Source organism: Novosphingobium subterraneum, from assembly GCF_000807925.1.
GTDB classification, from domain to species: domain Bacteria; phylum Pseudomonadota; class Alphaproteobacteria; order Sphingomonadales; family Sphingomonadaceae; genus Novosphingobium; species Novosphingobium subterraneum.
Window position 1 is genome coordinate 174,586 of the sequence record NZ_JRVC01000006.1, and the last position, 24,422, is coordinate 199,007.

The 24,422-nt window shown below is 65.0% G+C and carries 26 protein-coding genes; 12 read left to right on the forward strand and 14 right to left on the reverse strand.

Annotation, left to right across the window (positions count from 1 at the left end; all coding sequences use genetic code 11):
• Positions 1-27 precede the first annotated feature (27 nt).
• The 6 genes from dnaQ (at position 28) to NJ75_RS08020 (ending at position 3,686) form a co-directional block, all read left to right on the forward strand.
• Positions 28-729, forward strand: a complete 702-nt coding sequence (gene dnaQ, locus NJ75_RS07995; protein ID WP_039333217.1) for a DNA polymerase III subunit epsilon — start codon at positions 28-30, stop codon at positions 727-729.
• Positions 730-797: 68 nt separating this feature from the next.
• Positions 798-1,382 (forward strand): ribosome hibernation-promoting factor, HPF/YfiA family, encoded by a 585-nt coding sequence (gene hpf / locus NJ75_RS08000; protein WP_039333220.1) that lies wholly within the window; start codon positions 798-800, stop codon positions 1,380-1,382.
• Between the two features lie 173 nt (positions 1,383-1,555).
• A complete protein-coding gene (locus NJ75_RS08005; RefSeq protein ID WP_039333222.1) occupies positions 1,556-2,017 on the forward strand; it encodes a PTS sugar transporter subunit IIA in 462 nt (153 codons plus the stop codon).
• Entirely contained in the window at positions 2,007-2,489 is a 483-nt protein-coding gene (locus NJ75_RS08010) for a PaaI family thioesterase (protein ID WP_039333224.1), read from the forward strand. Before NJ75_RS08005 ends, NJ75_RS08010 begins: the two co-directional genes overlap by 11 nt.
• Before the next feature lie 6 nt (positions 2,490-2,495).
• A complete protein-coding gene (locus tag NJ75_RS08015; RefSeq protein ID WP_039333226.1) occupies positions 2,496-2,840 on the forward strand; it encodes a DUF1491 family protein in 345 nt (114 codons plus the stop codon).
• 213 nt (positions 2,841-3,053) lie between these two features.
• Positions 3,054-3,686 carry a cell wall hydrolase gene (locus NJ75_RS08020; protein ID WP_039333228.1) on the forward strand — a complete coding sequence of 211 codons (633 nt, stop codon included), beginning with the start codon at positions 3,054-3,056 and terminating at the stop codon, positions 3,684-3,686.
• A 102-nt stretch (positions 3,687-3,788) separates the two neighbouring features.
• Here NJ75_RS08020 and purH read toward each other — a convergent pair whose 3' ends face one another.
• From purH to rpe, 3 genes are read right to left on the reverse strand one after another with little or no spacing between them, the layout of a single operon-like run.
• Positions 3,789-5,378 carry a bifunctional phosphoribosylaminoimidazolecarboxamide formyltransferase/IMP cyclohydrolase gene (gene purH / locus NJ75_RS08025; RefSeq protein WP_039333230.1) on the reverse strand — a complete coding sequence of 530 codons (1,590 nt, stop codon included), beginning with the start codon at positions 5,376-5,378 and terminating at the stop codon, positions 3,789-3,791.
• 14 nt (positions 5,379-5,392) lie between these two features.
• On the reverse strand, positions 5,393-7,282 hold the full coding sequence (locus NJ75_RS08030; RefSeq protein ID WP_039333232.1) for a heparinase II/III family protein: 1,890 nt from the start codon (positions 7,280-7,282) through the stop codon (positions 5,393-5,395).
• A 1-nt stretch (position 7,283) separates the two neighbouring features.
• Complete coding sequence (gene rpe / locus NJ75_RS08035; RefSeq protein WP_039333362.1) at positions 7,284-7,958, reverse strand: ribulose-phosphate 3-epimerase; 675 nt, start codon at positions 7,956-7,958, stop codon at positions 7,284-7,286.
• 342 nt (positions 7,959-8,300) lie between these two features.
• On the opposite strand from rpe, the gene NJ75_RS08040 reads away from it, so the two are divergent.
• Positions 8,301-8,798, forward strand: coding sequence for a DUF2141 domain-containing protein (locus tag NJ75_RS08040; protein WP_039333233.1), 498 nt, complete (start codon positions 8,301-8,303; stop codon positions 8,796-8,798).
• Positions 8,799-8,855: 57 nt separating this feature from the next.
• On the opposite strand, the gene NJ75_RS08045 is transcribed toward NJ75_RS08040, so the two are convergent.
• The 5 genes from NJ75_RS08045 to NJ75_RS08065 form a co-directional block, all read right to left on the reverse strand.
• The gene (locus NJ75_RS08045) at positions 8,856-9,614 is read right to left on the reverse strand and encodes a phosphocholine cytidylyltransferase family protein (protein ID WP_039333235.1); all 759 of its coding nucleotides are present in this window, start codon (positions 9,612-9,614) and stop codon (positions 8,856-8,858) included.
• Between the two features lie 92 nt (positions 9,615-9,706).
• Complete coding sequence (locus tag NJ75_RS08050) at positions 9,707-10,807, reverse strand: inositol-3-phosphate synthase (protein ID WP_039333237.1); 1,101 nt, start codon at positions 10,805-10,807, stop codon at positions 9,707-9,709.
• 276 nt (positions 10,808-11,083) lie between these two features.
• Positions 11,084-11,767 carry an HAD family hydrolase gene (locus NJ75_RS08055; protein WP_039333239.1) on the reverse strand — a complete coding sequence of 228 codons (684 nt, stop codon included), beginning with the start codon at positions 11,765-11,767 and terminating at the stop codon, positions 11,084-11,086.
• The gene (locus tag NJ75_RS08060; protein ID WP_039333241.1) at positions 11,764-12,486 is read right to left on the reverse strand and encodes a phosphocholine cytidylyltransferase family protein; all 723 of its coding nucleotides are present in this window, start codon (positions 12,484-12,486) and stop codon (positions 11,764-11,766) included. Before NJ75_RS08060 ends, NJ75_RS08055 begins: the two co-directional genes overlap by 4 nt.
• 195 nt (positions 12,487-12,681) lie before the next feature.
• Positions 12,682-13,794: a CDP-alcohol phosphatidyltransferase family protein gene (locus tag NJ75_RS08065; protein ID WP_039333243.1), complete on the reverse strand. Its 1,113-nt coding sequence runs from the start codon at positions 13,792-13,794 to the stop codon at positions 12,682-12,684.
• Positions 13,795-13,904: 110 nt separating this feature from the next.
• On the opposite strand from NJ75_RS08065, the gene NJ75_RS08070 reads away from it, so the two are divergent.
• Positions 13,905-14,837, forward strand: a complete 933-nt coding sequence (locus NJ75_RS08070) for a CDP-alcohol phosphatidyltransferase family protein (RefSeq protein WP_039333244.1) — start codon at positions 13,905-13,907, stop codon at positions 14,835-14,837.
• On the opposite strand, the gene NJ75_RS08075 is transcribed toward NJ75_RS08070, so the two are convergent.
• The gene (locus NJ75_RS08075) at positions 14,838-16,340 is read right to left on the reverse strand and encodes a lipopolysaccharide biosynthesis protein (protein ID WP_039333246.1); all 1,503 of its coding nucleotides are present in this window, start codon (positions 16,338-16,340) and stop codon (positions 14,838-14,840) included.
• A 64-nt stretch (positions 16,341-16,404) separates the two neighbouring features.
• Positions 16,405-17,727 carry an MFS transporter gene (locus NJ75_RS08080; RefSeq protein ID WP_174544577.1) on the reverse strand — a complete coding sequence of 441 codons (1,323 nt, stop codon included), beginning with the start codon at positions 17,725-17,727 and terminating at the stop codon, positions 16,405-16,407.
• Between the two features lie 145 nt (positions 17,728-17,872).
• Here NJ75_RS08080 and NJ75_RS08085 point away from each other — a divergent pair, with 145 nt between their 5' ends.
• Complete coding sequence (locus NJ75_RS08085) at positions 17,873-18,499, forward strand: class I SAM-dependent methyltransferase (protein ID WP_039333248.1); 627 nt, start codon at positions 17,873-17,875, stop codon at positions 18,497-18,499.
• Positions 18,500-18,503: 4 nt separating this feature from the next.
• On the opposite strand, the gene NJ75_RS08090 is transcribed toward NJ75_RS08085, so the two are convergent.
• On the reverse strand, positions 18,504-19,337 hold the full coding sequence (locus NJ75_RS08090; RefSeq protein WP_039333250.1) for a glycerophosphoryl diester phosphodiesterase membrane domain-containing protein: 834 nt from the start codon (positions 19,335-19,337) through the stop codon (positions 18,504-18,506).
• A 97-nt stretch (positions 19,338-19,434) separates the two neighbouring features.
• Between NJ75_RS08090 and lipB the strand changes: the two genes are divergently transcribed.
• Together lipB and NJ75_RS08100 are read left to right on the forward strand one after the other, a co-directional pair.
• Positions 19,435-20,103 (forward strand): lipoyl(octanoyl) transferase LipB, encoded by a 669-nt coding sequence (lipB, locus tag NJ75_RS08095; RefSeq protein WP_039333252.1) that lies wholly within the window; start codon positions 19,435-19,437, stop codon positions 20,101-20,103.
• Positions 20,082-20,396, forward strand: a complete 315-nt coding sequence (locus tag NJ75_RS08100) for a hypothetical protein (protein ID WP_039333255.1) — start codon at positions 20,082-20,084, stop codon at positions 20,394-20,396. Before lipB ends, NJ75_RS08100 begins: the two co-directional genes overlap by 22 nt.
• On the opposite strand, the gene NJ75_RS08105 is transcribed toward NJ75_RS08100, so the two are convergent.
• Positions 20,379-21,260, reverse strand: coding sequence for an HpcH/HpaI aldolase/citrate lyase family protein (locus NJ75_RS08105; protein ID WP_052242195.1), 882 nt, complete (start codon positions 21,258-21,260; stop codon positions 20,379-20,381). The genes NJ75_RS08100 and NJ75_RS08105 overlap by 18 nt on opposite strands.
• A 24-nt stretch (positions 21,261-21,284) precedes the next feature.
• Positions 21,285-22,391, reverse strand: a complete 1,107-nt coding sequence (locus NJ75_RS08110) for an alkene reductase (RefSeq protein ID WP_039333259.1) — start codon at positions 22,389-22,391, stop codon at positions 21,285-21,287.
• An 82-nt stretch (positions 22,392-22,473) separates the two neighbouring features.
• Here NJ75_RS08110 and NJ75_RS08115 point away from each other — a divergent pair, with 82 nt between their 5' ends.
• Positions 22,474-23,367, forward strand: a complete 894-nt coding sequence (locus NJ75_RS08115) for a DMT family transporter (protein WP_039333260.1) — start codon at positions 22,474-22,476, stop codon at positions 23,365-23,367.
• Position 23,368: 1 nt separating this feature from the next.
• On the opposite strand, the gene nadA is transcribed toward NJ75_RS08115, so the two are convergent.
• Complete coding sequence (nadA, locus tag NJ75_RS08120; RefSeq protein WP_039333262.1) at positions 23,369-24,367, reverse strand: quinolinate synthase NadA; 999 nt, start codon at positions 24,365-24,367, stop codon at positions 23,369-23,371.
• Positions 24,368-24,422: the final 55 nt, after the last annotated feature.

Below are 24,422 nucleotides of genomic sequence, written 5' to 3' on the forward strand. Positions count from 1 at the left end.
CGCGGCGAGGGGTCCACATATTCTTCAATGCGTGAGATCGTTTTCGATACCGAGACGACCGGACTGGACCCGAAAAGCGGGGATCGGCTGGTCGAGATCGGCTGTGTCGAAATGGTCAACCGGGTGCCTACGGGCCAGGTTTTCCATTGTTATTTCAATCCTGAGCGCGACATGCCGGCCGAGGCTGAAGCTGTCCACGGCCTGTCGATCACATTCCTTTCCGACAAGCCGAAGTTTGCCGAACTGGCAGACGAGTTTCTCGCCTTCATCGCCGACTCGCCGATGGTCGCGCACAACGCCGGATTCGACTTCGGCTTCATCAACAACGAGCTGGAAATGTGCGGGCGCCAACCTGTCAGCCGGGATCGCATGGTCGATACGGTGGCGATCGCGCGGCGCAAGCACCCCGGTGCCAAGCTCAGCCTCGATGCCTTGTGCACGCGCTACGGCATAGATCGCAGCCACCGCACCAAGCACGGGGCGCTACTTGACGCGGAACTGCTCGCCCAGCTCTATGTCGAGCTGATGGGCGGGCGGCAGATCGGCCTTGAACTGGCGGCAGTTGCCGCAGGGGCAGCCGGTCTCGTCGTGGTGGAGGAGTCGATCACCGTCACCTCCAGCCTGACCCGCACCTTCCGTTCCCCGCGCCCGCACGCTGCGAGCGCAGAGGAGCTTGCCCGTCATGCCGAATTCATGGCGGGCTTTGCCGAGCCGATCTGGTCGCGCTGAAACCTTCCGGCTTGCCCGTGGGTTCAGTCAGACCGGGCGTCTCGCCCGAGTGACAGGAGAAGTGACTTATGGATATTCGCGTTTCGGGACACCAGGTCGAAACCGGCGCTGCGCTGCAGACCCATGCCGAGGAGCGCCTCGGCGCCATCGTCGACAAGCACTTTTCCCGAGCGCTTTCCTCGAACGTGACCTTGGGCAAGGCCCCGCACGGGGGCTTTCGATGTGACATCGTAACCCACGTTACCCAGGGTCTGATCCTCAAGGGCAGCGCAGTGGCGCAGGACGCGCACGTTGCGCTCGACCAGTCGGCCGAGAAGATCGAGAAGCAGCTGCGCCGTTATCGCCGCCGCATCAAGGACCGCCATGAAGGCGCCGATCACGCCCGCAAGGCAGACGAGGCCAACTTCGAACTGCAGGAAGCCGCCTACACCGTCTTCGCCCATGACGAAGTGGGCGAGGAAGAACCGGCCGACGCACCGCTGGTCATCGCCGAAACCCGCGTCGACGTGCCCACCGCCAGCGTCTCGGACGCAGTGATGATGCTCGACTTGCGCAACACCAATGCCCTGCTGTTCAAGAACGCCGGCACCGGGGTGCACAACATGGTCTATCGCCGTGGTGACGGATCGATCGGCTGGGTCGAACCCAAGTAAGGCCCAAGTAAGGACCGCCACGCCAACCCGGCTCGCCACGGCGGGCCGGAGATGGCAAATGCAAGCCTGCGTACGGCCCAGGAACGTGCTTTGCGCTTGCCTTCCCCCGCATTCGGGAGCATGGCGCGCCCCAATTCACCGTGCCTTTGCACTCATGTGATACGTTTTACCGTATGTCGGCTCTGTTCCAACTCGATCCACAAGCTGTCCGCGTCATCCGCGCCGATTCCAAGCAGCAGATCCTTGCCGATCTCGCTGCCTGCTTCGCGTCGGTCTACGCGCTCGACAAGGAAGTGGTGATCGATGGGATCGAGGAACGCGAAAAGCTTGGCAGCACCGGCTTCGGCCGAGGCGTTGCCATTCCCCACGCGCGTATCGACGGGCTGGAACGTCCGGTTGCAGTGTTCTTCCGGCTCGAGAATCCGGTCGAATTTGCCGCCGCCGATGGCATGCCGGTCGATTGCGTGTTCGGTCTGCTCTCGCCCTCGCAGGCTGGCGCCACGCATCTTCAGGCCCTCGCTGCGATCTCGCGCCTGATGCGGGACGAGCGGATGCACGAGCGTCTGGTCTCCGCTACCGATGCCGATGCGATCTACGGCCTGCTTGTCAACGTCATCGATCGCGATGCCGCCTGAGGACGGCGCCGACAGCGCAAGCCTGCACTGGCGCGCGCTGGAAGGTCTCTACGCTTCGGCGCCGGTCAACAGCCTGTTCGAATCCCGCCTGGAAATCGTCGGCGAGGGCTTGTCCCGCATCCATTTCGATGTCTCGCCCTCGTGTTTTCATGCTGCTGGGGCGGCCCATGGCACCATCTACTTCAAGATGCTCGATGACGCCGCGTTCTACGCTGCGAACACGCTGGTTACCGACCGTTTCCTGCTGACCACATCGTTCAACCTGTTCTTCAGCCGCCCGATCAAGGGCGGGCGCGTCACGGCGGAAGGGCGCTGGGTCTCGGGCCGGCGCCGCGTGCTCGTGGCCGAAGCGCGCCTGATCGATGAGGAAGGCGAGGAAGTGGGGCGGGGAACCGGCACGTTCCAGCGCTCGCGCATCCCCTTGTCCAGCCTCGATGGCTACAACGCCGGCCTGCGCGCCGCGCTCGCCTGATCCGCAGTGACGGAATCGCGCCTTCCGGCACACCTCGAAGTCCAGGGAATCATCCGTGCGGTCCAAGCCGAAGGCGGCTTTGCCATGGTGCTGCACAAGGGCGAACGCGATGGCGGAACAGTCCTGATTGTTATCTTGGAAAATCAGTCTCTTGGCATTCTTTACGAACGCATGCCCGACGTTGATGGACGCCGCAAATGGCGGGTTTCCAAGTCACAAGTAATTGATAATAAGCAGGAATTCGAAGACTATCTGAGCCGCCGAATGCAGCAGGATCCGGACGTGTGGATAGTTGAACTGACCGTCGCGGATCGCGAACGGTTCGTCCGGGACAACCTTTCCGCTGGCTGAACGCGGGTTGACTCTTCCGCAGCGCACAATAAAGGCCCCATACCGATTTTTGCGCAGGCGGTGACGGACGGCAGCAAGGCCCGACGCACTGGCACGCAGACGGGGGGCAACCGACATGGCCCTTCGGCGATTGACCGGCACGCGGCATCGTTCGCGCACACCGGCCTTTTGTCGCGCCATGGCAGGAAGCTCACCGCCCATTGACGACAAAGTATGAGCACGAAGTTCAAATACGCAGCCAGCTTCAGCATTGCTGCGACTTTCATCACAACGCTTCTCAGCACTGGCGGATCCCACGCCGCCGCTCAAAGCCTCAACACCCCGGCCGCGATCACCGCGACCTTCATCTCCCAGCCCGTGGTTCAGCCCACCCCGATTCAAGCCGTTGCCACCGCAACGCCCGGAGCTGCCATCGAAGCTGAAGCCGCCGACGCGGATTCGCTTGCCGAGCTGGTCGAGGACACCCAGATTCCCGCCACGCTGTCGAACGAGCTCGAGTGCCTTGCCGGCGCCGTCTACTTCGAGGCCAAGAGCGAAACTCTTGCCGGACAGCTTGCCGTCGGTCGCGTGATCGTCGCTCGCGCCAATTCCGGGCGCTTTCCTTCGTCGTACTGCGGCGTGGTCTACCAGCCCTCGCAGTTTTCGTTCGTGCGCGGCCACGGCATGCCGGCAATCAACCGCGACAGCCGCGCCTGGCAGACGGCCGTGCGCATCGCCAAGATCGCCGATGAAGGCCTGTGGAAGAGCCCGGTAGAGGGCGCAATGTTCTTCCACGCGGCGCACGTCTCACCGCGCTGGGGCAAGACCCGCATCGCGCGCGTCGACAGCCATATCTTCTATCGCTGATTTCAGCTGCCTTGGACGGCAATGAAAAGGGCCGGTCCCCGATGCGGGGCCGGCCCTTTCTTCTTGGCGTCTCCCTCGCCGTGGCGAGGGAGACGTAATCAATCAATGTCGGAAGTGGCGCATGCCCGTGAAGACCATGGCCAGGCCGGCCTCGTCGGCAGCCTTGATCACGTCTTCGTCGCGGATCGAGCCACCGGGCTGGATCACGCAGGTCGCGCCTGCTTCCACCGCCGCCATCAGGCCATCGGCAAACGGGAAGAACGCATCCGAAGCAACGGCAGAGCCTACCGTGCGCGCTTCGGCAAAACCGTGGGTTTCAGCCGCTTCCTTGGCCTTGGCTGCCGCAATGCGCGAGCTGTCGCGGCGATTCATCTGGCCCGCACCGATACCGGCGGTGACGCCGTCCTTGGCATAGACGATCGCGTTTGACTTGACGTGCTTGGCCACGGTCCACGCGAACAGGGCGTCTTCCAGCTCCTGCTCGGTCGGGGCGCGCTTGGTCACGACCTTGAGGTCGGCCTTCTCGATCTTGCCGGCATCGCGATCCTGCACCAGCAGGCCGCCTGCGATCGGCACCGTCGTCAGGCCCTTGCGATTGGCATCGGGCAGACTGTCGATCAGCAGCAGGCGCAGGTTCTTCTTGCGCGCAAAGGCTTCCTTGGCCGCATCGTCGGCGCCGGGCGCCACGACCACCTCGGTGAAGATTTCGCAAATCGCGTTCGCGGTCGGCCCGTCGAGCGGAACGTTGGTCGCGACGATGCCGCCGAATGCCGAAACCGAATCGCACTCCAGCGCGTCCTTCCACGCATCGAGCAGCGTTTCCGCCGTGGCGACGCCGCAGGGATTGGCGTGCTTGACGATGACCACGGTCGGCTTGGCGCCGGCGAACTCCGCCACCAGTTCCAGCGCGGCGTTGGCATCGTTGTAGTTGTTGTAGGACAGCTCCTTGCCCTGCACCTGGGTTGCCTGTGGCAGGCCGGTGACGGCAGGATTGCGCGGCACATAGAGCGCTGCGTCCTGGTGCGGATTCTCGCCATAGCGCAGCGTCGTCACGCGGGTGTGCGCGGTGGCGAGGACGGGCGGGAAGTGCTCGCCCTGGTCCACGGTGGCGAACCACTGCGAGATCGCCGAGTCATAGGCCGCCGTCGCCGCATAGGCCTTGGCCGCCATCTTGCGCCGGAAGGCCAGCGTCGTCGCGCCGCCGGTCTGCTCCAGCTCACCCAGGAACGTGGCGTAGTCCGCAGCGTCGGTCAGGATCGTCACGTAATCGTGGTTCTTGGCGGCAGAGCGCACCATCGAAGGTCCGCCGATGTCGATGTTCTCGATCACTTCGTCGCGCTCGGCACCCTTGGCCACGGTCGCCTCGAAGGGATAGAGGTTGACCACGACCAGATCGATCGCGCCGATCTGGTGTTCGGCCATGGCGGCGGCGTGTTCGGGATTGTCGCGCACGGCCAGAAGGCCACCGTGGATCGTCGGGTGCAGTGTCTTGACGCGGCCATCCATCATTTCTGGAAAGCCGGTGTGCTCCGACACGTCCTTCACGGTGAGGCCTGCATCGCGCAGCGCCTTGGCGGTGCCGCCGGTCGAAAGCAGCTCGACGCCGCGCGCTGCCAGCGCCTTGCCAAGATCCACAAGACCGGACTTGTCGGACACCGAAAGCAGCGCCCGCTTGATCGTAACCTCGCTCACGTGGGAATTCCTATCTATCGCATCTTCTTCAGCAGCCAGGAGAAGCTCTCGCCGCTGCGGGGAACCTTGGCCGTCACGACCAATTGCCGCGTGCCGATAGGCCTTCCGAGCCCGTCTGCCCAGAGGGATTCCTCTATTCCGACCGCATCGCGGCCAGAGCGGAACTGCCACAGGCTGCCATCTGGCAGCGACAGCGTCACGCCCTTGCCATCGGCGCTGGCGGCCAGTTCGATATGGGGCCCGAGATGAAAGCGCAGAGCAACGCCGATCATCCCGCGCTTGCCCTTGCGCCCCGACGGCACCAGCAGGTCTTCACCGCGCAGCTCGGTCCCGTCATCGCGCAGGATCAGGATGCGGCGGTGGGTCAGGCCGTAGCGGCTGACGTAACCGTTGTGGCTCGCCTCGATCCGCGTCGCGCCGGGCCCTGCACCTTCGGCCGAAAGCGTGCGCCGATCGACTTCGACCTCGGACACGCCGGATCCCAGCTTGCCGTTGATCAGCACTGCGGTGGAATTGAAATCGTCGATCGTCAGCGTCGAATGCGCTGCCGTCGCGCGCAGGCCCTGTTCAAGCCGCAGCGGGATCATGCCGCCGGCAAAGGCTGCACCACCGCAGTTTACGATCAGTCGCTCCGCCCCGTGGCTCAGCTCGAATGCCAGCGTCGAAGCACAGCCATCGCGCGTATGCCGCGCTACCGGCGGCGGCCCCGCATCGAACTGCAGCACCGCCTTGCCTGCCGTCGCGCGTTGGTAGCCCCACTGCCGCGCATCGCGCAGGGGCCGCGTGCGGACGCCGCTGGCGCGCACCAGCTCCTCGATCCGCTCGGCCGGGATCGCGCCCGCGCCCTGCCAGTTGCCAAGGCCGCCATCGCCGTGAAGCAGCGCCAGCAGGGGCGGCACCAGCAGCGTCAGCATCGTCTGGATCTGCGGTAGCGGTTCGGCCCGGATCGCCTCGTAGCAGGCGCGCAGGTCCACCAGCAGCTCGATCGCCTCGATCTGGCAGAGCGGGCTGCGCGACAGCACGCCGCCATCGTCACCCACCAGTTCGCCCAGCGCCTTGACCAGCCCGGCCTCGCCATAAAGGCGGCGCGGCTTGCCATCGGCCATGAGCAGACCGACCGCGACCAGCGCGCACCAGCCTGCCACTTCGGAAAGCCGGTCGTCAGCCTTGGTCACGCGGCGGTCGAGCCAGCGCGCCGTGTCCTCGATCGTGTGCAGCACCCGCGTCCGGAACGCGCGGTCCTGGCCCGAAAGGATCAGCGGCGCGTGGACCATCCAGTTCAGCAGGCGGTGGCCAACATTGCCCACGTCCCACGCCGGCGTGGGGTCCGGCTTGGGATTGGCGGCCAGCCAGGTCTGGAGAATACGCTCGGCCACTTGTGCGCATTGTGCCCGCGTGCCGCCCGATTCAAGATCGCGCAGCCAGCGGAAACCATGGACCATCCGCTCGAACGAGGGCGACAGGCGGGGCCCCGAAAAGGCCGTGTCGGCGATGGGTGACTTGTAGCCGTGGACAAGGAAATGCCCGGCGCGCAAGGCCTTGCCCGCTGCGGCATCGCCCGGCAGCGGCGGCGTGACCGTGGCCGTCAATCGCGTGCGGGCGCGCTTGCGGAAAGGATGGATCGCGCTGGCCGGAAGTCCCAGGCTGTAGGCGAACCGCACCAGCCTGTCGCCCGTGCCGATGGCGGGAGGTGCGAAATCGGCAAGGGCAAGCGCGCGCCCCGGCTCGATCACCGCCGGGTCCGGGCGGTCGTCGTCAAGCGCCACGTAGCGGCTGCTTGCCTCGGGCGTCGGATCGGCCAGCGGTTCCTCCTTCGTCGCATCGAGCGGGATGGCGGGCGTGGGAGCAGAGCGGCCAGCACCTGCCGGGCGACTTCCAACATCCGGGAAGCCGCGTGTCTCCATGTCAGGCGGCCTCGCCCTGCCCGAGGGCCTTCAGGGCGGCGATGTTGGCCGCATACTGCGAAGGGCCGCCCTTGAACGTGGCGGTCCCGGCGACCAGCACGTCGGCCCCGGCTTCGACGCAGGAGCGGATCGTGCGGGTGTCGACCCCGCCGTCGACCTCGAGGTGGATGTCACGGCCCGACTTGTCGATCATTTTCCTCACCGCCTCGATCTTGCGAAGCTGGCTGGAAATGAAGCTCTGCCCGCCAAACCCGGGGTTCACGCTCATGATCAGGACCAGATCGACGTCATCGATAAGGAAATCGAGCATCTTCGCCGGGGTTCCGGGGTTGAGCGAAACGCCCGCCTTCTTGCCAAGGCCCTTGATCGCCTGAACCGTGCGATGAATGTGCGGGCCTGCTTCGGGATGAACCGTGATGATGTCCGCCCCGGCATCGGCAAATGCCTGAAGGTAGGAATCGACCGGCGAGATCATCAGGTGCACGTCAAACGGCTTGGTCGTGTGCGGGCGCAGCGCCTTTACCACCATCGGTCCGATCGTGATGTTGGGCACGAAGTGGCCGTCCATCACGTCGACGTGGATCCAGTCTGCCCCGGCTGCATCGATTGCGCGCACTTCCTCGCCCAGCTTGGCGAAATCTGCGGAAAGGATCGACGGCGAAATCAGCGGGGTCATCTGGTCATCTTCCTGCGTCGGGTGGCAGGCAGATTGGTAAACGCTCATGCGCTCAGGCATAGCCACCCCATCCCTTGCGCTTACCTTTCGCGAATCGGCGGAACAAGCACTATCGGCCTCATTATCCACACGGAATGTCCCGCTTTGGAGGCGGTTGATGGGATGAACGGCGGGCGAGCCAAGGGGTCAGCCACTATTCACGGCACGAATCTTACTTAACGAACCAGCCAACCGCCGTTATTGGAATCGGCGGGGAAGAAACGAGGCGCTGCGAGAGCTTTCATTGGAAGCGCGTGGATCAAGCGGTTGCCGCAGGAAACATCGAAATCGGGGCTTTTTGATATGACCAAGCCGAGACGGCTGCGCGCTGCGGCCGCTTTGACTGCCACTGCACTCGCCGCCACTGCAATGGGTGGAAGCACTGCTGCCAGTGCGGCTGGCCCGAACTGTGCAGGGCCGGTGAGCGACACCTGGATCAACGTCACGATCGACGGCGTGCGCAACGGCAATGGACTGATGGCGGTGACCCTCTATGCCGACGAGCCGCGCAAGTTCCTCGTCAAGAAGGGCTCGATGTACGTCGGCCGCGTTGATGCCACGGCGCCCGAAACGCGCATGTGCCTTTATGTGCCCAAGCCCGGCGTCTATGCGCTCGCCGTCTATCACGACGAGGATGCGAGCCGTAACATCAAGCGCAGCGGGGTTCTCGGCCTGCCCGAGGAAGGCTTCGGCTTTTCCAACAATCCGCCGACGATCGCAAGCATTCCCTCGTTCCGCTCGGTCCGCCTGAACATCTCGAAGTCGGGCCTGTCGACCCGGATTCATCTTAAGTATCCGTGAACGCTTGCCTCCTCCCCTCCCGCAGGCGGGAGGGGTTGGGGGTGGGAAGCTGGTGTATTACTCGCCCGCAGGCACGCCGATATCCGCGAAAGTGCGCGCCAGGTGCCATGGCGCCAGTTCCTCGGCCAGCGCATGGGCGCGCGGATCGTCGACGTCCATCCACCACGCATCGTCGATGTCCATGGTGCCCGCGCGTCCTGCATCGGCGAGCCGTTGCATGCCGTCCGAAAGGCTGCCGGGCTTGCCTTCGGCAATCGCCTCGTGGATCGCCCTGGCCAGGTCCGGGGTGGCCAGAAATGCCCCGCAATCGACCGCATCATAGGGTGCGATGGTCTTGCCGATAGCGGTAATCATGCCGTCGTCATCCATCTTGACCCAAGTCGCGTCCTCGGGATCGACCAGCGGGTTGTCGATGCGGCGGTCAACCGCCAGCGTCACGGCGCAGTCCGGCCGGTGTTCGTGGATCAGCCGCTCCAGAATGTCGGCATCGAACATGTGGTCGGCCATCATCAGCAGATAGTTGCCGTCGCAGCGCGTGGCCCCGGCCATGACCGAATGGCCGTTGGGCGTGGACCAGTTGGTCAGTCGCACCGGCACGATCTCGATGCCGGCGCGCATCGAAAGGTCGGCAAGAAAACCTTCCAGAAGGTCGGCCTGATGGCCCGTAACCACGACGACGCGCGTAACGCCGGCCTGCATGGCCTGCCGCACGCCGATTTCGATCAGCGGCACGCCTGCAACCGGGGTCATCGGCTTCGACGGGGAAAGCTCGGCAAGGCGGCTGCCAAAACCGGCAGCGATGATCAGCGCATCCATGGTCGCTTCGGGTAAAGGTTTAGGAGCCAAATGAAAAGGCCGACCAGACGAAACGTCGGGCCGGCCTTTCAATCCGTCAGGGAAGCTGTCGCTTATTCAGCGGCCAGCTTCTCCACCGAAGCGTATTCGTCGACCATCTGGGCGGCGACGTCGTCGTTGAACTGCTGCGGCGGGTGCTTGCAGAAGTAGGCCGACGGGCCGATCAGCGCACCACCTTCGCCACGGTCGAGCGCGACCTTGCAGCAGCGGATCGCGTCCATCACGCAAGCAGCCGAGTTCGGGCTGTCTTCAACCGACAGGCGCAGTTCCAGGTTCATCGGAACGTTGCCCCACTGCTGGCCTTCCATGCGGATGAAGCACAGCTTGTTGTCCTTCTGCCAGGGAACATAGTCCGAAGGACCGACGTGGATGTTCTCGTCCTCGAGACGCGTGGCGAGCATTGCCTGCACGGCCTCGGTCTTCGATTCCTTCTTGCTGCCCAGACGCTGGCGGTCGAGCATGTTCATGAAGTCGGTGTTGCCACCGGTGTTGAGCTGGTAGGTGCGCTCGACGTTCACGCCGCGAGCAGCGAACAGGCTGGAAAGCACGCGGTGAACGATCGTTGCGCCGACCTGTGCCTTGATGTCGTCGCCGACGATGGGGATGCGCTTCTCGCGGAACTTCGCTTCCCACTCCGGGGTCGAAGCGATGAACACGGGCATGCAGTTGACGACGGCGACGCCGGCTTCAAGCGCGCATTCCATGTAGAATTCGGTCGCTTCCTGCGAACCGACGGGGAGGAAGTTCAGGAGGACTTCAGCGCCCGATTCCTTGAGAGCCTTGACGATGTCGGCCTGGGTGGCTTCGGGCTGGTCGGCCACGATGAAGCCCTTTTCGCCGACCGAGGTCATGTGCGCGGCAACGCCGTCCGACACGCGGCCCATGATCACCTTGCCGCCGGTCATCGGGACATTGGGCTGGAACACGGTGGTGTTGTTCGGCGCGGCGAAGATCGCCTCGGCGATGTCCTTGCCAACCTTGCGCGCATCGACGTCGACGCCGAGCACGAAATCGACGTCACCGGCGCCATAGCCGCCAATGCGGTCGTGGATGAGGCCCTGCGACGAATTGTTGTTGCGATAGTAGGCTACACCCTGCACCAGCGAGCTAGCGCAGTTGCCCACGCCGATCACGGCGACCTTGATTGGCTTCATGAATAACGATCCCTTCAGACAGGCGCCCTGCGGCGGCTGTAATCAAACTGCCTCAAAATACCGAAATGCCATCGAATGCAAGCCGAATCCTCAGTCCGTCAAGACGAAGCGGGGAACCGCCGGTCATGGCAGACCTTGCAATCCCCACTCCCTGCTCGCAATCGTGCCGCCTGCGCTGCACCAAAGGGTGGGCGCGCAAGCCACAGCAATTTCCGATGGGACCGCGCCCTTAACGGAAAAAAGCTGCCAGCGATAGCCCGTTTCGCCAGAAGCCCTTCACAAGCTGGTCACAGCGTCGGCAACCGTTGCAATATGGTCACCGAGATCGGCCAGGTTCATCAGGGTCCGGGTGCCCGGAACCGCCCGTTCGAAATCTTCCGGACCAAAGGCATCGGTCAGAAGAGCACGAAAACGCACCCGTGCGGCGGCCGCGATGTGGGCGTCGTTCGGTGAATCTCCGGTGAACAGGAAGGCGGAGCGGTCGATTCCGAACCGCTCCTCGATCGCTCCGAAGTGCGGTTCGCCCTTGGCAAAGCCGGGATCATCCATTGACGGGGCGCGATAGCCCAAAGCGCAATCGACCGGCCAATCGCTCGCCAGACGCTCGACATATTGCTCGAGGTTGTTCGAGGAGATGACCACGAGAAGGCCGGAATCGCGCCACCGCTGCAGCAGCGCGGCCGTGTCGGGGGCAATGGCAATCCCGGTAAGGTAGCCGTCCTTCCAGTCCTCGAAGCGCTGCGCAACCGGATCGGTGTCCTGCCCGGGGTAAAGCTGGCGCAACTGCTTTTCGAATGGCAGGCCCGAGGTTGCGAAGTAGGAGCGGCGGGCCAGCGCAAACGGCGTGCCGAATGATTCTTCCATCAATTGCGCCGCACGGTCGGCGTAGTCCTCCATCGTCGGCACCAGCGTACCGTCGAGGTCGAACACCAGAACGCGGACATTCTGCTCCTGGCTCACGCGGTCAGGCTTTCGCGGGCCACGGCGAGGTCCTCGGGCGTGTCGACTTCGAACCACTTGAGGCCGGAAAGCCAGCGCACCTGCGGGGCGGTCGCCTCGTCCTGCGCCAGTTCATGCAGCACCATCTCGACCGAGGCAGTGGCGAGGTCCTTGGTTTCGCGGACCCTCTCGAACGCGGCCCAGTATGCGTCGCGGGCTGACTCGCGTACGAACGTCGTGCCGATATAGGCGCCGTCATACCTCGGCAGGGTCTTGGAAATGGCCTGCAGCGCGCCGTCCTTCTCGATGACCTTCATCTCGTCGGGCAGGACCGGCCGTTCCCGCTCGCAGGCGACCGCCACAGTAGCGCCCGCCGCTTCGGTGGTGAAATGGCGGGTGTACATGTCGGCGGGGAAGAGGTGGTCGGCGTTGGTCAGCACGAAGGGCGCGTCGCCGATGAGCTCCCGCGCCGCACCCAGCGAGGTCAGGTTCCCGGCTTCGAGCTGCGTGTTGCGCACGGTCCGCACCGGGGCACCCGGCCACTCGGCAGCGATGTGATCCTCGATCAGCTGCGCGCGATAGCCGGTCACCACGATCACGTCGTCGGCCACCGCAAGCAGGGCTTCGATCGCGAAATCGAGACAGGTGCGCGAGGCGACCGCCATCAGCGGCTTGGGCAGGGACTCGGTCGCGTCGCCGAGCCGACTGCCACGGCCCGCAGCAAGGATAACACCTTTCATGTTTTCTCACGGTTCCTTGTTGCGGTCGTTGCTTGGGCTAATTTGGGGGAAGGCGGCGCATCGCGCAAGGGGTGGGGCTGATTGGTGCCGCGTTGCAGCACCAAAGGGTGCCCGAGTTCGCACCAGGTTACCTGCAAGTTGTGCCAGAGTTGCCGGGGAGTTGCCCGGAAGTTCGGGAGAGTTGGAAATGCCGGGTCAGAGCTGGCGCATGTGCGGCGGAAGCAGCAAGCCTTCGCTGTCGGCGGCAATCAGCGGCGCGCACCAGGCCACTGCGCCAAGCCAGATGCACAGGCCGCCGAGCAGCATTCCCGGGAGGACCCAGGCAAGGCCCAGGAGGCAGAACACGCAGGCAACAAGCACATAGACGTCGCGCTTGAACAGGCGCTCCAGCGTCAGCGTCACGCTCTGCAGGATCGGACGACCTTCCAGCCTGCGCTCAAGCGCCGCGCGCAGAACATCGAAGCTGCCGCGCTTGGGGCCGATACGGACAAGGATGCTCATGGCCACGATGCCGCAGACCAGCAACACCACGCAGGCCAGGGCAATCCAGCCATAATCCAAGCCATAGGTGCGGATGACGCCGGTCATCAGCCCGATCACGAAGCCGAGATTGGCCACCATGTCGCAGGCGGTATCGAGCAGCGCACCGCGCCGGCTCATCGCCCACGAGACGCGGGCAATGTCGCCATCGACGCAATCGGTGACGGAAACCGCCTGGAACAGGAAACCGCCCAGGGCCAGCCATTCCACGCCGCCCTGTCCCAGAATGACGGCCATCACCATGGCCAGCGCCAGGGTGAACCAGGTGATGGGGTCGGGACCAAGGCCGAACTTCATCGCCAGCGCGGACATGCGGAACGAAATCGGCCGGTTGATCCAGCGACCTACCGGTCCTTCAGTGGGCTTCAGCGTCGCGCGCAGCAGCGCCAGGACGGTGGCATGGTCGCTCTCGGCGCGAATCAGCCGTGGATCGCCGCGGACCAGAACCAGCGCCGGATCCTCGCGCAGGGCTTCGAGCGCGGCCTTGGTGGGCTGCGCATCGGCTGGCAGCAGCGCGGTGCCGGATGGCAGCGGCGCAGACGGTGCGGCGTAGGTGATCTGCGGCAAGGGGCGCGCGCGCATCGTGAAACTGCGCTGCCAGTCATCGGCGACCGGAGAATCGGCGAGAATCACGATTGCGCTGGCGCCTGTGAGATCGGCAAGAATCACCGCTCGTGCCACGCCGCTGATGCCACCGATGCGGCGGCGCAGGTAGGGACTTGCCGGAATCGCGACGGAAAACGGGGTATTCAAGCGTGCGTGCCTCATCCAGAGCCATCAGGCCCTTTCCACGGCCTATAGACACGGCTACCTGATGCGCCAAGCCAGCATCGTCGGGATACTTGCTGGCTGGCCAAGGCATTCAAGGGGTCGCAAGGGTGAACGCGGGAAACAGGACCGGGGCAATCGAGCGGCCCAAGCGTCCGCGTGAATTGCAGGACAGGCTGAACTACCATCTCTACCATCCGCTGGCGTGGCGGCTGGCGCGGATTCTTGCGCATACGCCGCTCACCCCCAACATGGTCTCGGTCTTCGGCGGCCTGCTCGTCGTGGCGGCAGGCGTGGTCTATTTCAACATGGATTCGACCGGCGGCCCATGGGCGCTCGGCTGGCCGATGGGCGCGATGCTGGGCATGGCCCTGCACATGAGCTGGCACGTGGTCGACGGTGCCGACGGCGATCTGGCGCGGATCACCGGCAGGACCAGCCCGATCGGCGAGATGGTCGACGGCATCTGCGACTATGCCAGCCATATCGTGCTCTACGTCCTGCTCGCCTTCGTGCTGACCCGGCAGATCGGGTCCGGGCAGGCCTGGGCCTGGACTCTCGCCGCAGGCGCCAGCCACATCGTGCAGTCCAATCATGTCGAGGTGCAGCGCCGGTTCTACCAGTACTGGACCTATGCGGTCCCGTGGCTGAACAATGCCAAGGACAACAACGCCGGCCTGTTCGGGGAAAAGACCCTGTTCGCGCGCCTGTTCGAGCCGATCGCGCGCGGATACCTGTTCCTCGCCGCCGGGATGACGCCGCACGCACGACAGATCGACGAAGCAGTGCGACAGGCGCTGGCAGCGGATGACAAGCCAAGGCTCGCTGCCATCCGTGCCGAAGTGGCGCGCGAGCAAAAGCCGCTGCTCGATTTCCTCAAGCTGCTGGGCCCCAATCCGCGCGCGATCGTGCTGGGGCTGGGCATGATTGCGGGCAGCCCGGTCTATTACTTCTTCTATCAGGTGGTGGTGCTCAACCTGCTGCTGCTGATCTCGGTGCAGCTTCACAACCGCGCCGCCAAGCGCACGGCATCAAGGATCTGATCAGTTGATGCGGTAGCGGTTGAGCGAAAGTACGCCTGGCTGCGCCTTGCGCCAGACCATCACGAAGCCTGCATAGAACAGCAACGCGATCATCGGCGCCATGGCGTTGGTCACGACGGGATGCGCGTCGGCAAGAGCCGTGCCCTTGGCAAGGCCGCCAAGCCATATGCCCAGCAGCACTGCCGCTCCCGCTGCAAGCACGGGAATCGCGGCGTGGAACGGATGGGGTCGCACACCGAGGCCCGAAAGCCAGTGGCGCCGCATGTAGGACGCGACCAGCGCTGCCAGCAGCATGGCCAGCGCCGCGCCGAGAATGCCGTACTCCGGGGTCAGCAGCGGGATGGCGAGCCCGGCAATCACGATCAGGATCAGGTTGACCTGCAGGGCAAGCGCCGGGCGGCGGTAGTAGAGGATAAGCTCTGATACTCCGAATGCGCCGTTGACGGTTTCGGCCAGCACCATCGCCAGCAGCGCGGCATAACCGCCTGCATAGTGGGCGCCGAACAGATCGAGCAAGGCCTCGCCGGTTGCCGCCATCAGCAGGACCACGCCAAGCTGGATGGTCAGGATCACGCGCGTTGCCGCCGCCGTGGCCTTGCCGGTGGCGATATCGCCATCGGTCATCATGGTGCGGGCCGTAAGCGGGGTGAGGATGCCGTCGAAGGCCTGGCGTACCTGCAGGATCGGCGTGCGCAGCTGTCGCAGCACACCATAGACACCGACCGCTGCATCGCCGAGCAGGAAGCCGACGAGATAAAGGTCGATGCGCTGGGCCAGCGTGGTCAGGAAGTCGCTGCCGCTGGCCGGCACCAGTGCGCGGACGCGGCGGAGCAGTTCGGACGGGTGCGGACGCCAGCGTCGCAAGCCAAGCGGACCGAGGCAGTGCCGCGCGCTCCACAGCGAGAACAGCGCGAGGGCGATCGATCCGGCCCAGTAGCCGATGATCATGCCGGTCTGTTCGAAGCCCAGATACCAGGCGCCGAAGGCCACCGCGGTCATCACATAGGGTTCGACAAGACCGCGTGCGATGACCTCGTAGCGCATCTTGTGGGTCCAGCGCGTGGCAGCGAGTGCAATATCGCCAGTGATCTGGCCGAGCACGGCAGGGGCTATCAGGGCGAGGGCAAGGCGCAGGCTTTCGGACACGAGGCCATCCGGCAGCGCCTGCGCGCCCAGAACCAGCAGCACCGAGACCGCCATTCCGGCAAGCGCGGCAAGCAGTAGCGCATCAAGCAGGACATGGGTGGCGCTGCGCCGGGCATTGTCCGGCGTCGTCTCTTCCAGCCAGGGAAAGATCATGCGCTTGAGGCCCAGGCTGGCGATCGGCACGGCAAGTTCGACCATTGCGCTGGCCATGGTGAACACGCCGTAGTTTGCCGCACCATAGAGCCGTGCGCCGACATAGAGGAACGATGCGCGCGCGGCGAAGCGGATGACGAAGCTCAGGGCGTTCGATCCCGCGCCGCGCGCGATTACTGTCTGTGAGCCCCGGTCTGCCGTCATTGCGCCCGCGCGCTTGGCGACAAATGCGCGCTGGCGCAAGGGTGCCGGGGTGCGTGGAGCGCGGTCAGGCCGGGTCGCGCTTCATGGCGACAAGGCACAGCAGCACGACGCCGAGCGCCAGAACTTCCATCACGCCCCAGGCAAGCCATTGCGAATGGTTGTAGAGCCAGACGCCGATGGCGGGTGCCGCGATGTAGGCCGCGCCGTTCACCGAAGCGACGATGCCGGCGGACTGGCCCTGTTCGGCCGGCGAAACGGCAAGGCTGGCGCCCGAGGTGAAACCGGGGCGGAACAGGCCGAAGCCCATCGAAGCAATGGCAAAACCGACTGCTATGGTGTGAAGGTCACGGCCCATGGCAACGGGCACGATGCCGGCAGCGGCCAGGCTCATTCCCCACAGCGTTGAGGTTCTGGGTCCGAGGCCAAGCATGGGGATCAGCCCCCACTGCGCGAGCAAGGTCGCCACCGCGCCGCACATCAGCACGAGGCCGACCGGGCCCGCGCCCGCATCGGGATCACCCCTCAGGCCGAGCCGGTCGAGCAGCAGGAAGCCGATGACGCCAAGCAGCATGGCCTGCGCGTGTCCGCCCACCAGACCTGCCGCAAGCCATGCCCGCAACCGGCGGTCGGTCCAGCGCAGACGGTCGATTACCTGATGCTGCGGCTCCGCTTCGGGCAGTTCGTCGGGACTGCCATCGGGATGATCCTCCACCATGCGAGGATTGGACGAGGCGCTGAACGGCGCCGACATCACCTCGCCCCGCGCGGCAAAGCGGGGATCGTCATCGGGCAGTTGCGTGCGCAGCAGGACCAGCACGATCACCCCGAACAGCGCAAACATGGCAAAGGGGCCGACCAGCCCGAGGCCGGGCAGGATCAGCAGCGGAGCAAGCGCGGGGCCCAGGACCGTGCCCAGACCGAAGCTCGAAGCGACCAGCGACAGCGCCTTGGTCCGCTCGGCACGGCCGGTGCGGCTGGCGACATAGGCCTGCACAGCAGGTGGCGCGGCCGATCCGAAGCCGCCGTACAGCGAACGGGCGATGGCAAACAGGATCATGGTCAGGCTCGCGCCGAACCGGCCATCGAGGCCGAAGTGGAGGATCGCCCCGCACAGGGCGAATGAGGAAATGAAGCCGATAACCCCCAAGGCCATCATCGCCTTGCGCCCGCGACGGTCGGACCGGCGCGCCCAGTAGGGGGCCATGATCACCCAGAGCAGCGCCGACCAGGAATAAGCGAGGCTTACCCAGACGTCGGCAATGCCAAGGCGCGTGCCGATCGAGGGCATGACCGATTGCATGGCAGTATTGCCCGCCGCCGTGACCAGCATGACCGCAAAAAGCAGGGCCATGCGCTCTTTCGGCAGGCGGATGGCACCCTCGCTCATGCCTTCACGCCCAAGGCGGGGATCGAAATTGTCCACGGCTGGTTCATCCAATGCTGACTAGGCCGGGCGAACGGTGCTTGCAATGGCAGGCCAAATTTGCGACCCGCTTCAGCCAAGCTTGACCGGCAGAGGACCATTTCCTGCAATGACTTCGACCCAGGTGGCGCGTGAGCCTCTTCTTCAGCGGGCAAAACGCAAGGTGGAACGCTTGGCTGGGCCGGCCGGGATTTTCTTCAAGGGCTTCCTCAAGCACCCCGCCATGGTGGGCGCAATCGTGCCGTCTTCGAACCGCACGATCGAGCGCGTGCTCTCGGTGGTCGATTGGGAAGAATGCCGCCTTTTCGTGGAATATGGCCCGGGTGTCGGCACCTTCTGTCGTCCGGTGCTGGAAAAGCTGCGCCGCGATGGCCGCCTGATCGTGATCGACACGAACCCCGATTTCATCGCCTACCTGCAGAAGACGATCGGGGACAGCCGCTTCATCGCCGTGCATGGTTCGGCTGCCGATGTGGAAGAGATCGTCAAGGCGCATGGCTTCGACCATGCCGACTACGTGCTTTCCGGCCTGCCGTTCTCGAACCTGCCCGAAGGCGTCGGCCCTGCGATCATGGGCGCAACGCATCGCGTGCTGCGCCCGGGCGGCGCGTTCCTCGTCTATCAGTACACCGCCCGCGCGCGCGATCTGATGGGCCAGTTCTTCCGCCGCATCGACAAGGGCTTCGAGCCGCTCAACGTTCCGCCCTGCGTGATCAGCTGGGGCTGGAAGGAATAACCCTTCAGTCGAAGATCGAGCGGATTTCCAAAGTGTTCGGTCCGCCGAGCTGGCGGTAGACCGCCGCCAGCACCGCGATGAAATAGATCAGCGCGCCCGAGGTGATCGCGCTTGAAACCGCGGCTGTCAGCACGCGCTGCAATTCGCCGCCGGTCGTCAGCACCAGGACGACGCCGACCAGCATCATGGCCAGGCCATAGACCACCGCAAAGAGCAGGCCGAGAAGCACGAGGAAGGCCAGCAGGCGGCCCGAATTGCCCTGGGTCAGCGCCCACGAGCGGCGCAGGGCCCGGATCGGGTTGCGCTCGCCCTCGATGGCGAGAACCGGCGCGACGAGCGCCATGCGCAGGCTGCACCAGACCATCGCCACGAATGCGGCAAGGATGACGATCGCACCAATGGCCTGAACGCCGGTCAGCGCGGCCGCGCTCACCAGCACGAGGAACGCCATGCCAAGCGCACCACCGACGATGATCTGTGCCAGCACATAGGGCCCCAGCGCGCGAAAACCGCGCGCGATGGCCTGGGCAACGGTCGGCCGGTCAGGATCGGTCATGACAATGAGCACGGTGACCGTCCCGGCCATCTGCAGCAGCGTGACGATGATCAGCAGGGGCAGTGACGAAGTCCAGGCATCGGCCATGATCTCCATCATCCGGCCCGGCGGCGTGCCGGGCGCCATCTGCGGTTCGGGCACGAAGATCGAGAAGGCAAGGCCCGGCAGCAGGAAGAATACGCCGGCAATGGCCATCAACACATCGCGGTTCGTCGCAACGAGGCGCGTGGCGGTCTTCCAGGCAAGGCTGCTGTCAAGTTTGCTGTCAGGGCGAGGCGTCATGCCGTGCGCAATAGCAGCGTCGGACGATCACGTCGAACGTCAGTTTTGCGTGCCCAGCCTCTTGTCACCCGTCCGGCGCTGGGCCATTTCGCAGGCCATGGCCCGAAATGAGACTATCGAGATCCGGTGCGAAAGCGCGCAAGTGCCCTATCGCGTTGCGCTGGACGAAATGGCCCGGCGCAATGCCGCGATTGCCGAGGGCGGCGCACAGGAACTGATCTGGCTGCTCGAACATCCGCCGGTCTATACCGCCGGGACCAGCGCCGCGCCCGACGAACTGCTCGATCCGCGCTTCGAGGTGGTCGAGGCCGGGCGGGGCGGGCGTTACACCTATCACGGGCCGGGGCAGCGCGTGGGCTATGTCCTGCTCGACCTGCGCAAGCGGGCGCGGGACGTGCGCGGTTTTGTTCATGCGCTCGAAGGCTGGGTGATCGATACGCTGGCCGATTTCGGTGTCGAATCTTGGCGAGCCGAAGGGCGAGTCGGCATCTGGACGCATGGTGCCGACAGGCGCGAGGCCAAGATCGGTGCCATCGGCGTGCGCATCCGCCGATGGGTGACGATGCATGGATTTTCAGTCAATCTCTCGCCCGATCTCTCGCACTTTGGCGGTATCGTGCCCTGCGGGATCGAGGAATTCGGCGTGACGAGTCTTGCCGCGCTGGGCAAGGAGGTTACACCGGAAGCGTGGGACGAGGCGCTGCTCTCGCACCTCGATCGTTTTCTCGAACGTCTGGATACGCCGTGCCCGCCATCAGCCGCCTGATCAGTCACCCGATTGCACTTCTTCCGATTGCACTGGGGCTCGCGCTGGGCGGTTGCGGCAAGAAGGCCGATGACAAGGCGGCGACAGCAGCCGGTGCAGAGGTGCTGCCAGGAACGATCTCGGACGACATGATCAACCTCGATACGTCCACCGCATCTCCGCCACTGGCACCAGTCCACACCGAGAAGAAGAAGGCAGCAGCGCCCTCGGCAAGCGAGGCTGCTGCGCAAACACCGGTTGCAGGCGATGACGCCGCTGCGGCACCGGCAGCAGGTTCAGCTGATCCCGAGTAGCTGCCGCGCCATCCTCAAGTGCGGCTGATCGACCATGCGGCCGTTGTATTGCAGCGTGCCAGCGTGGGGATTGGCAGAAAAGAGTGCCACTATGGCGTGGGCCTCGGCCAGTTCCTCCTCGGTGGGGGCAAAGGCGGCGTTGATGATCGGTACCTGTGACGGGTGGATCGCCAGCATGCCGGTGAAACCATCGGCCTTGGCCGCTTCGGCGGCGCGGCGCGTGCCCTCTTCGTCACGGAAATCGTCGTAAAGCGTGTCGATTGCCCACACCCCCTTGGCATGGGACACCAGCAGGCACTGCGCGCGGATGAAACGGAAGGCATCCGTCCACGCGCCCGCGGCATCGCGCTTGCGGCTGGCGCCAAGCACGGCAGAGAGGTCCTCCGCGCCCCAGGTGAGGCCGGCAAGGCGTGGCATGGGCTCGTCGACGTACAACGGGATGGTAAGAGCCGAGCGCGCGGTTTCGCTGACCAATGGCAGAATTTTCGTGGCGCCGTTGGGCAGGCGGTTACGTTGCTCGAGTTCGTAGATTTCGGCAGCGACCATGCGGAACTGGTCGGGGCCTTCGCACTTGGGCAGCATCACGCCATCGGGCGCGCCAGCCATGACCACGGCGAGGTCCTCGCGCCACAGGCCGGTCTCGATCGCGTTGATGCGCACCCAGCGCGCCAGCGGGCGGTTCTCGGTCACGTGCTGGCGGTGGATCGCAAGCCAGTCGCGAGCGAGGATGCGTGCCTGTGGCTTGGCCGCAGGGGCGACCGCATCCTCCAGATCGACGATCACCGCATGCGCGCCGGTGGTCATGGCCTTGCCCAGCTTCTTGTCACTGTCACCGGGAACGAAGAGCCATGATCTTGGCGGCATGCGGCATTGCTCCATTGGGTTTTGTTACTCGGCCGAGGCGGTTTCCTCCGCCAGCGTAGGATAGTCGGTATAGCCGACCTCTCCCGGGAAATACCATGTCTGTGGCACCCCCTTGTTCGGATTGATGTGCGCTCCGACACGGATGCGCTCGACCAGATCGGGGTTGGAGATGAACGGACGGCCGAAGCTGATCGCATCGGCCCGACCCGAGGCGACGTCGGCAGCCGCCTGTTCGGGTGTGTAGTCGCTGTTGAGCACCAACGGGCCGGTGTAGATCGAGCGGATCAGCGCGTCCTGCTGCGGCACGTCGGTCTGGCCGAAGGTACCATCCGGGCCGGGCTGGCGAAGTTCGAGGAACCCGATGCCGAGGTCCTGCAGAACGCGGGCCGCCTCACCGAAGGTCGCCGCCGGGTTGCTGTCGTCAGTGCCTTGCGAATCGCCGTTGGGTGAGAGGCGCACCGAGACAAGGTCCTTGCCCCAGACCTCGATCAGGCGCTCGACCACTTCGCGCAGGATGCGCACACGGTTTTGCGGGCTGCCGCCATAATCGTCGTCGCGCAGGTTGGTGCCATCGCGCAGGAACTGGTCGATCAGGTAGCCATTGGCCGCATGAAGCTGCACGCCATCGAAGCCGGCCTTCTTCGCGTTTTCCGCAGCAAGGCCGTAGTCATCGACAAGACGCGGCATTTCATCGAGGCGCAGGGGCCGCGCCGTGGCGAAGTCCTTCTTGCCCTCCGGGGTGTGCGCCTGTCCCGGCGCGCGGGTGGCCGAGGCTGAAACCGGCGGCTCGCCTCCCAGGAAATACGGGTGCACGATGCGGCCCATGTGCCACAGCTGCATCACGATGCGGCCGCCAGCCTTGTGCACGGCTTCGGTCACCGCCTTCCAAGCCTCGGTCTGTTCCGCCGACCAGATGCCCGGTGCGCTCGGCCAGCCCGACCCTTCGCGGCTGATGCCGGTGGCTTCGGAAATGATCAGGCCTGCGCTGGCGCGTTGCCGATAGTATTCGGCCATGACTGGCGTCGGCACGCCTTCGCCGGTAGCGCGACCGCGGGTGAGCGGCGCCATGATGATGCGGTTCGGGGCTTCGATCGCGCCAAGGCGCAGGGGCTGGAACAGCGGTTCGTGCATGCTAGAGGACCTTTCCGAAGATGACGGGGAAACGCCAGGTTTCCCTCTAAGTTTCTCTTTGCAACTGGATTAGGCTGCGCTCATGACGAATTCAAGTGACGCGGTCCTGTCATTTCGCCCCAGTCCCAAGCATTTCCTTGCCCTGCTGACAGGAAACCTTGCGTTGGCGCTGGGCCCATGGTTCGTGCGCATTGCCGATAGCGGGCCGGTCTCGGCGGGGTTCTGGCGGCTGGCACTGGCGCTGCCGTTGCTCGGATTGTTTGCATGGCGCAGCAGGGAGCCTCTGCGCGGCTATCCGGCCAAGGACTGGTGGTTCATCGTCGGTGCCGGCGTGGTCTTCGCGCTCGATCTGGCAAGCTGGCATGTCGGGATCGAGCGGACCAAGCTCGGCAACGCTACGCTCTTCGGCAATTCCGGCAGCGTGATCCTGATGGTGTGGGGCCTGGTGACGATGCACCGCCGCCCGCACTTGCGCGAATTTGCCGCAGTGGCCATGGCGCTGGGCGGGGCCGGGCTGCTGCTTGGCCGCTCGATGGAGATCGATGCGCGCACCCTGGCCGGAGACCTGTTCTGCATCCTCGCCGGGCTGTTCTACGTCGTCTACATCCTGCTGGTGCAGAACGTGCGCGAGCGTCTTCGCCCGTGGAGCCTGCTGTTCTGGTCAAGCCTTGCCGGTTGTCCGGTCATGCTCGGCACGGCGCTGGCGATGGGTGAGCCGGTACTGGCACACAACTGGTGGCCGCTGATCGGCCTGATGCTGGCAAGCCAGATGGTCGGCCAAGGCCTGCTGGTCTATTCGCTCGGCCACTTCCCGCCGCTGGTGATCGGACTGGTCCTGCTCACGCAACCGGCCGTCTCGGTCCTAGTCGGGTGGCTCTCGTTCGGCGAGGTCCTCGCCCTGCCCGACGCTATCGGCATGGCGCTGGTCGGCACCGCGCTGGTACTGGCACGGCTGGGCGAGGGAAAGAGCGCCTAGCTCAGCTGCCGAACGGCTTCGCCCCCAGATCGCCCAGGCCGACCGTGCCGCTGGCCATGTCGAGCATGCGGTCGAGGCTCTTCTTGGCGGCGAGGCGGAGGCCCTCGTCCATCTCGATGCGCGGCTGCAGGTCGCGCAGGGCGAGGTAGAGCTTCTCCATCGTGTTGAGCGCCATGTACGGGCAGATGTTGCAGTTGCAGTTGCCGTCAGCGCCCGGCGCACCGATGAAGGTCTTGTCGGGGACGGCCAGTTCCATCTGGTGGATGATGTGCGGCTCGGTCGCCACGATCAGCGTGTCGCCCGGCATGGTCTTGGCAAACTGCAGGATACCGCTGGTCGAGCCCACGTAGTCGCAGTGGTCGATGATGTGCGGCGGGCATTCGGGGTGTCCGGCTACCGGAGCGCCCGGATGCTGGGCCTTGAGCTTGAGCAGCTCGGTTTCCGAGAACGCCTCGTGCACGATGCACACGCCCGGCCAGAGCAGCATGTCGCGCCCGAACTTGCGGTTGAGGTAGCCGCCGAGGTGGCGGTCCGGCCCGAAGATGATCTTCTGTTCGGGCGGGATCTGGGCGAGGATCGTTTCCGCGCTCGAGGAGGTGACGATGACGTCGGAGAGCGCCTTCACCTCGGTCGAGCAGTTGATGTAGGTCAGCGCGATGTGATCGGGGTGGGCTTCGCGGAACGCCTTGAACTTGTCGGGCGGGCACGAATCCTCGAGACTGCAGCCGGCATCCATGTCGGGCAGGACCACGATCTTGTCAGGAGACAGGATCTTGGCGGTATCGGCCATGAACTTTACGCCGCAGAACGCGATGACGTCGGCATCGGTCTCTGCAGCCTTGCGCGAAAGCTCGAGGCTGTCGCCCACGAAATCGGCAATGTCCTGAATTTCCGGGCGCTGGTAATAGTGCCCGAGGATCACCGCGTTGCGCTCCTTGCGCAGGCGGTCGATCTCGGCGCGCAGGTCGAGGCCGGAAAGATTCAGGGGCTGGGCAGTCATCGCATCAAGTCCTCTCGACCGGCGGAAGGCGGCCGGGCGAGAGGGGACTTAGGGT

What these genes read in the sequence shown, in the direction of transcription:
- NJ75_RS08110 (WP_039333259.1), bottom strand. Translation starts at nt 22,391, where the DNA reads ATGCACGAACCGCTGTTCCAGCCCCTGCGCCTTGGCGCGATCGAAGCC.
- nadA (WP_039333262.1), bottom strand. Translation starts at nt 24,367, where the DNA reads ATGACTGCCCAGCCCCTGAATCTTTCCGGCCTCGACCTGCGCGCCGAG.
- NJ75_RS08085 (WP_039333248.1), top strand. Translation starts at nt 17,873, where the DNA reads ATGACTTCGACCCAGGTGGCGCGTGAGCCTCTTCTTCAGCGGGCAAAA.
- NJ75_RS08090 (WP_039333250.1), bottom strand. Translation starts at nt 19,337, where the DNA reads ATGACGCCTCGCCCTGACAGCAAACTTGACAGCAGCCTTGCCTGGAAG.
- dnaQ (WP_039333217.1), top strand. Translation starts at nt 28, where the DNA reads ATGCGTGAGATCGTTTTCGATACCGAGACGACCGGACTGGACCCGAAA.
- rpe (WP_039333362.1), bottom strand. Translation starts at nt 7,958, where the DNA reads ATGACCCCGCTGATTTCGCCGTCGATCCTTTCCGCAGATTTCGCCAAG.
- NJ75_RS08030 (WP_039333232.1), bottom strand. Translation starts at nt 7,282, where the DNA reads ATGGAGACACGCGGCTTCCCGGATGTTGGAAGTCGCCCGGCAGGTGCT.
- NJ75_RS08020 (WP_039333228.1), top strand. Translation starts at nt 3,054, where the DNA reads ATGAGCACGAAGTTCAAATACGCAGCCAGCTTCAGCATTGCTGCGACT.
- NJ75_RS08075 (WP_039333246.1), bottom strand. Translation starts at nt 16,340, where the DNA reads ATGACGGCAGACCGGGGCTCACAGACAGTAATCGCGCGCGGCGCGGGA.
- NJ75_RS08115 (WP_039333260.1), top strand. Translation starts at nt 22,474, where the DNA reads ATGACGAATTCAAGTGACGCGGTCCTGTCATTTCGCCCCAGTCCCAAG.
- NJ75_RS08040 (WP_039333233.1), top strand. Translation starts at nt 8,301, where the DNA reads ATGACCAAGCCGAGACGGCTGCGCGCTGCGGCCGCTTTGACTGCCACT.
- lipB (WP_039333252.1), top strand. Translation starts at nt 19,435, where the DNA reads ATGGCCCGAAATGAGACTATCGAGATCCGGTGCGAAAGCGCGCAAGTG.
- NJ75_RS08065 (WP_039333243.1), bottom strand. Translation starts at nt 13,794, where the DNA reads ATGAGGCACGCACGCTTGAATACCCCGTTTTCCGTCGCGATTCCGGCA.
- NJ75_RS08045 (WP_039333235.1), bottom strand. Translation starts at nt 9,614, where the DNA reads ATGGATGCGCTGATCATCGCTGCCGGTTTTGGCAGCCGCCTTGCCGAG.
- NJ75_RS08050 (WP_039333237.1), bottom strand. Translation starts at nt 10,807, where the DNA reads ATGAAGCCAATCAAGGTCGCCGTGATCGGCGTGGGCAACTGCGCTAGC.
- NJ75_RS08010 (WP_039333224.1), top strand. Translation starts at nt 2,007, where the DNA reads ATGCCGCCTGAGGACGGCGCCGACAGCGCAAGCCTGCACTGGCGCGCG.
- NJ75_RS08060 (WP_039333241.1), bottom strand. Translation starts at nt 12,486, where the DNA reads ATGAAAGGTGTTATCCTTGCTGCGGGCCGTGGCAGTCGGCTCGGCGAC.
- NJ75_RS08080 (WP_174544577.1), bottom strand. Translation starts at nt 17,727, where the DNA reads ATGAGCGAGGGTGCCATCCGCCTGCCGAAAGAGCGCATGGCCCTGCTT.
- NJ75_RS08105 (WP_052242195.1), bottom strand. Translation starts at nt 21,260, where the DNA reads ATGCCGCCAAGATCATGGCTCTTCGTTCCCGGTGACAGTGACAAGAAG.
- hpf (WP_039333220.1), top strand. Translation starts at nt 798, where the DNA reads ATGGATATTCGCGTTTCGGGACACCAGGTCGAAACCGGCGCTGCGCTG.
- NJ75_RS08005 (WP_039333222.1), top strand. Translation starts at nt 1,556, where the DNA reads ATGTCGGCTCTGTTCCAACTCGATCCACAAGCTGTCCGCGTCATCCGC.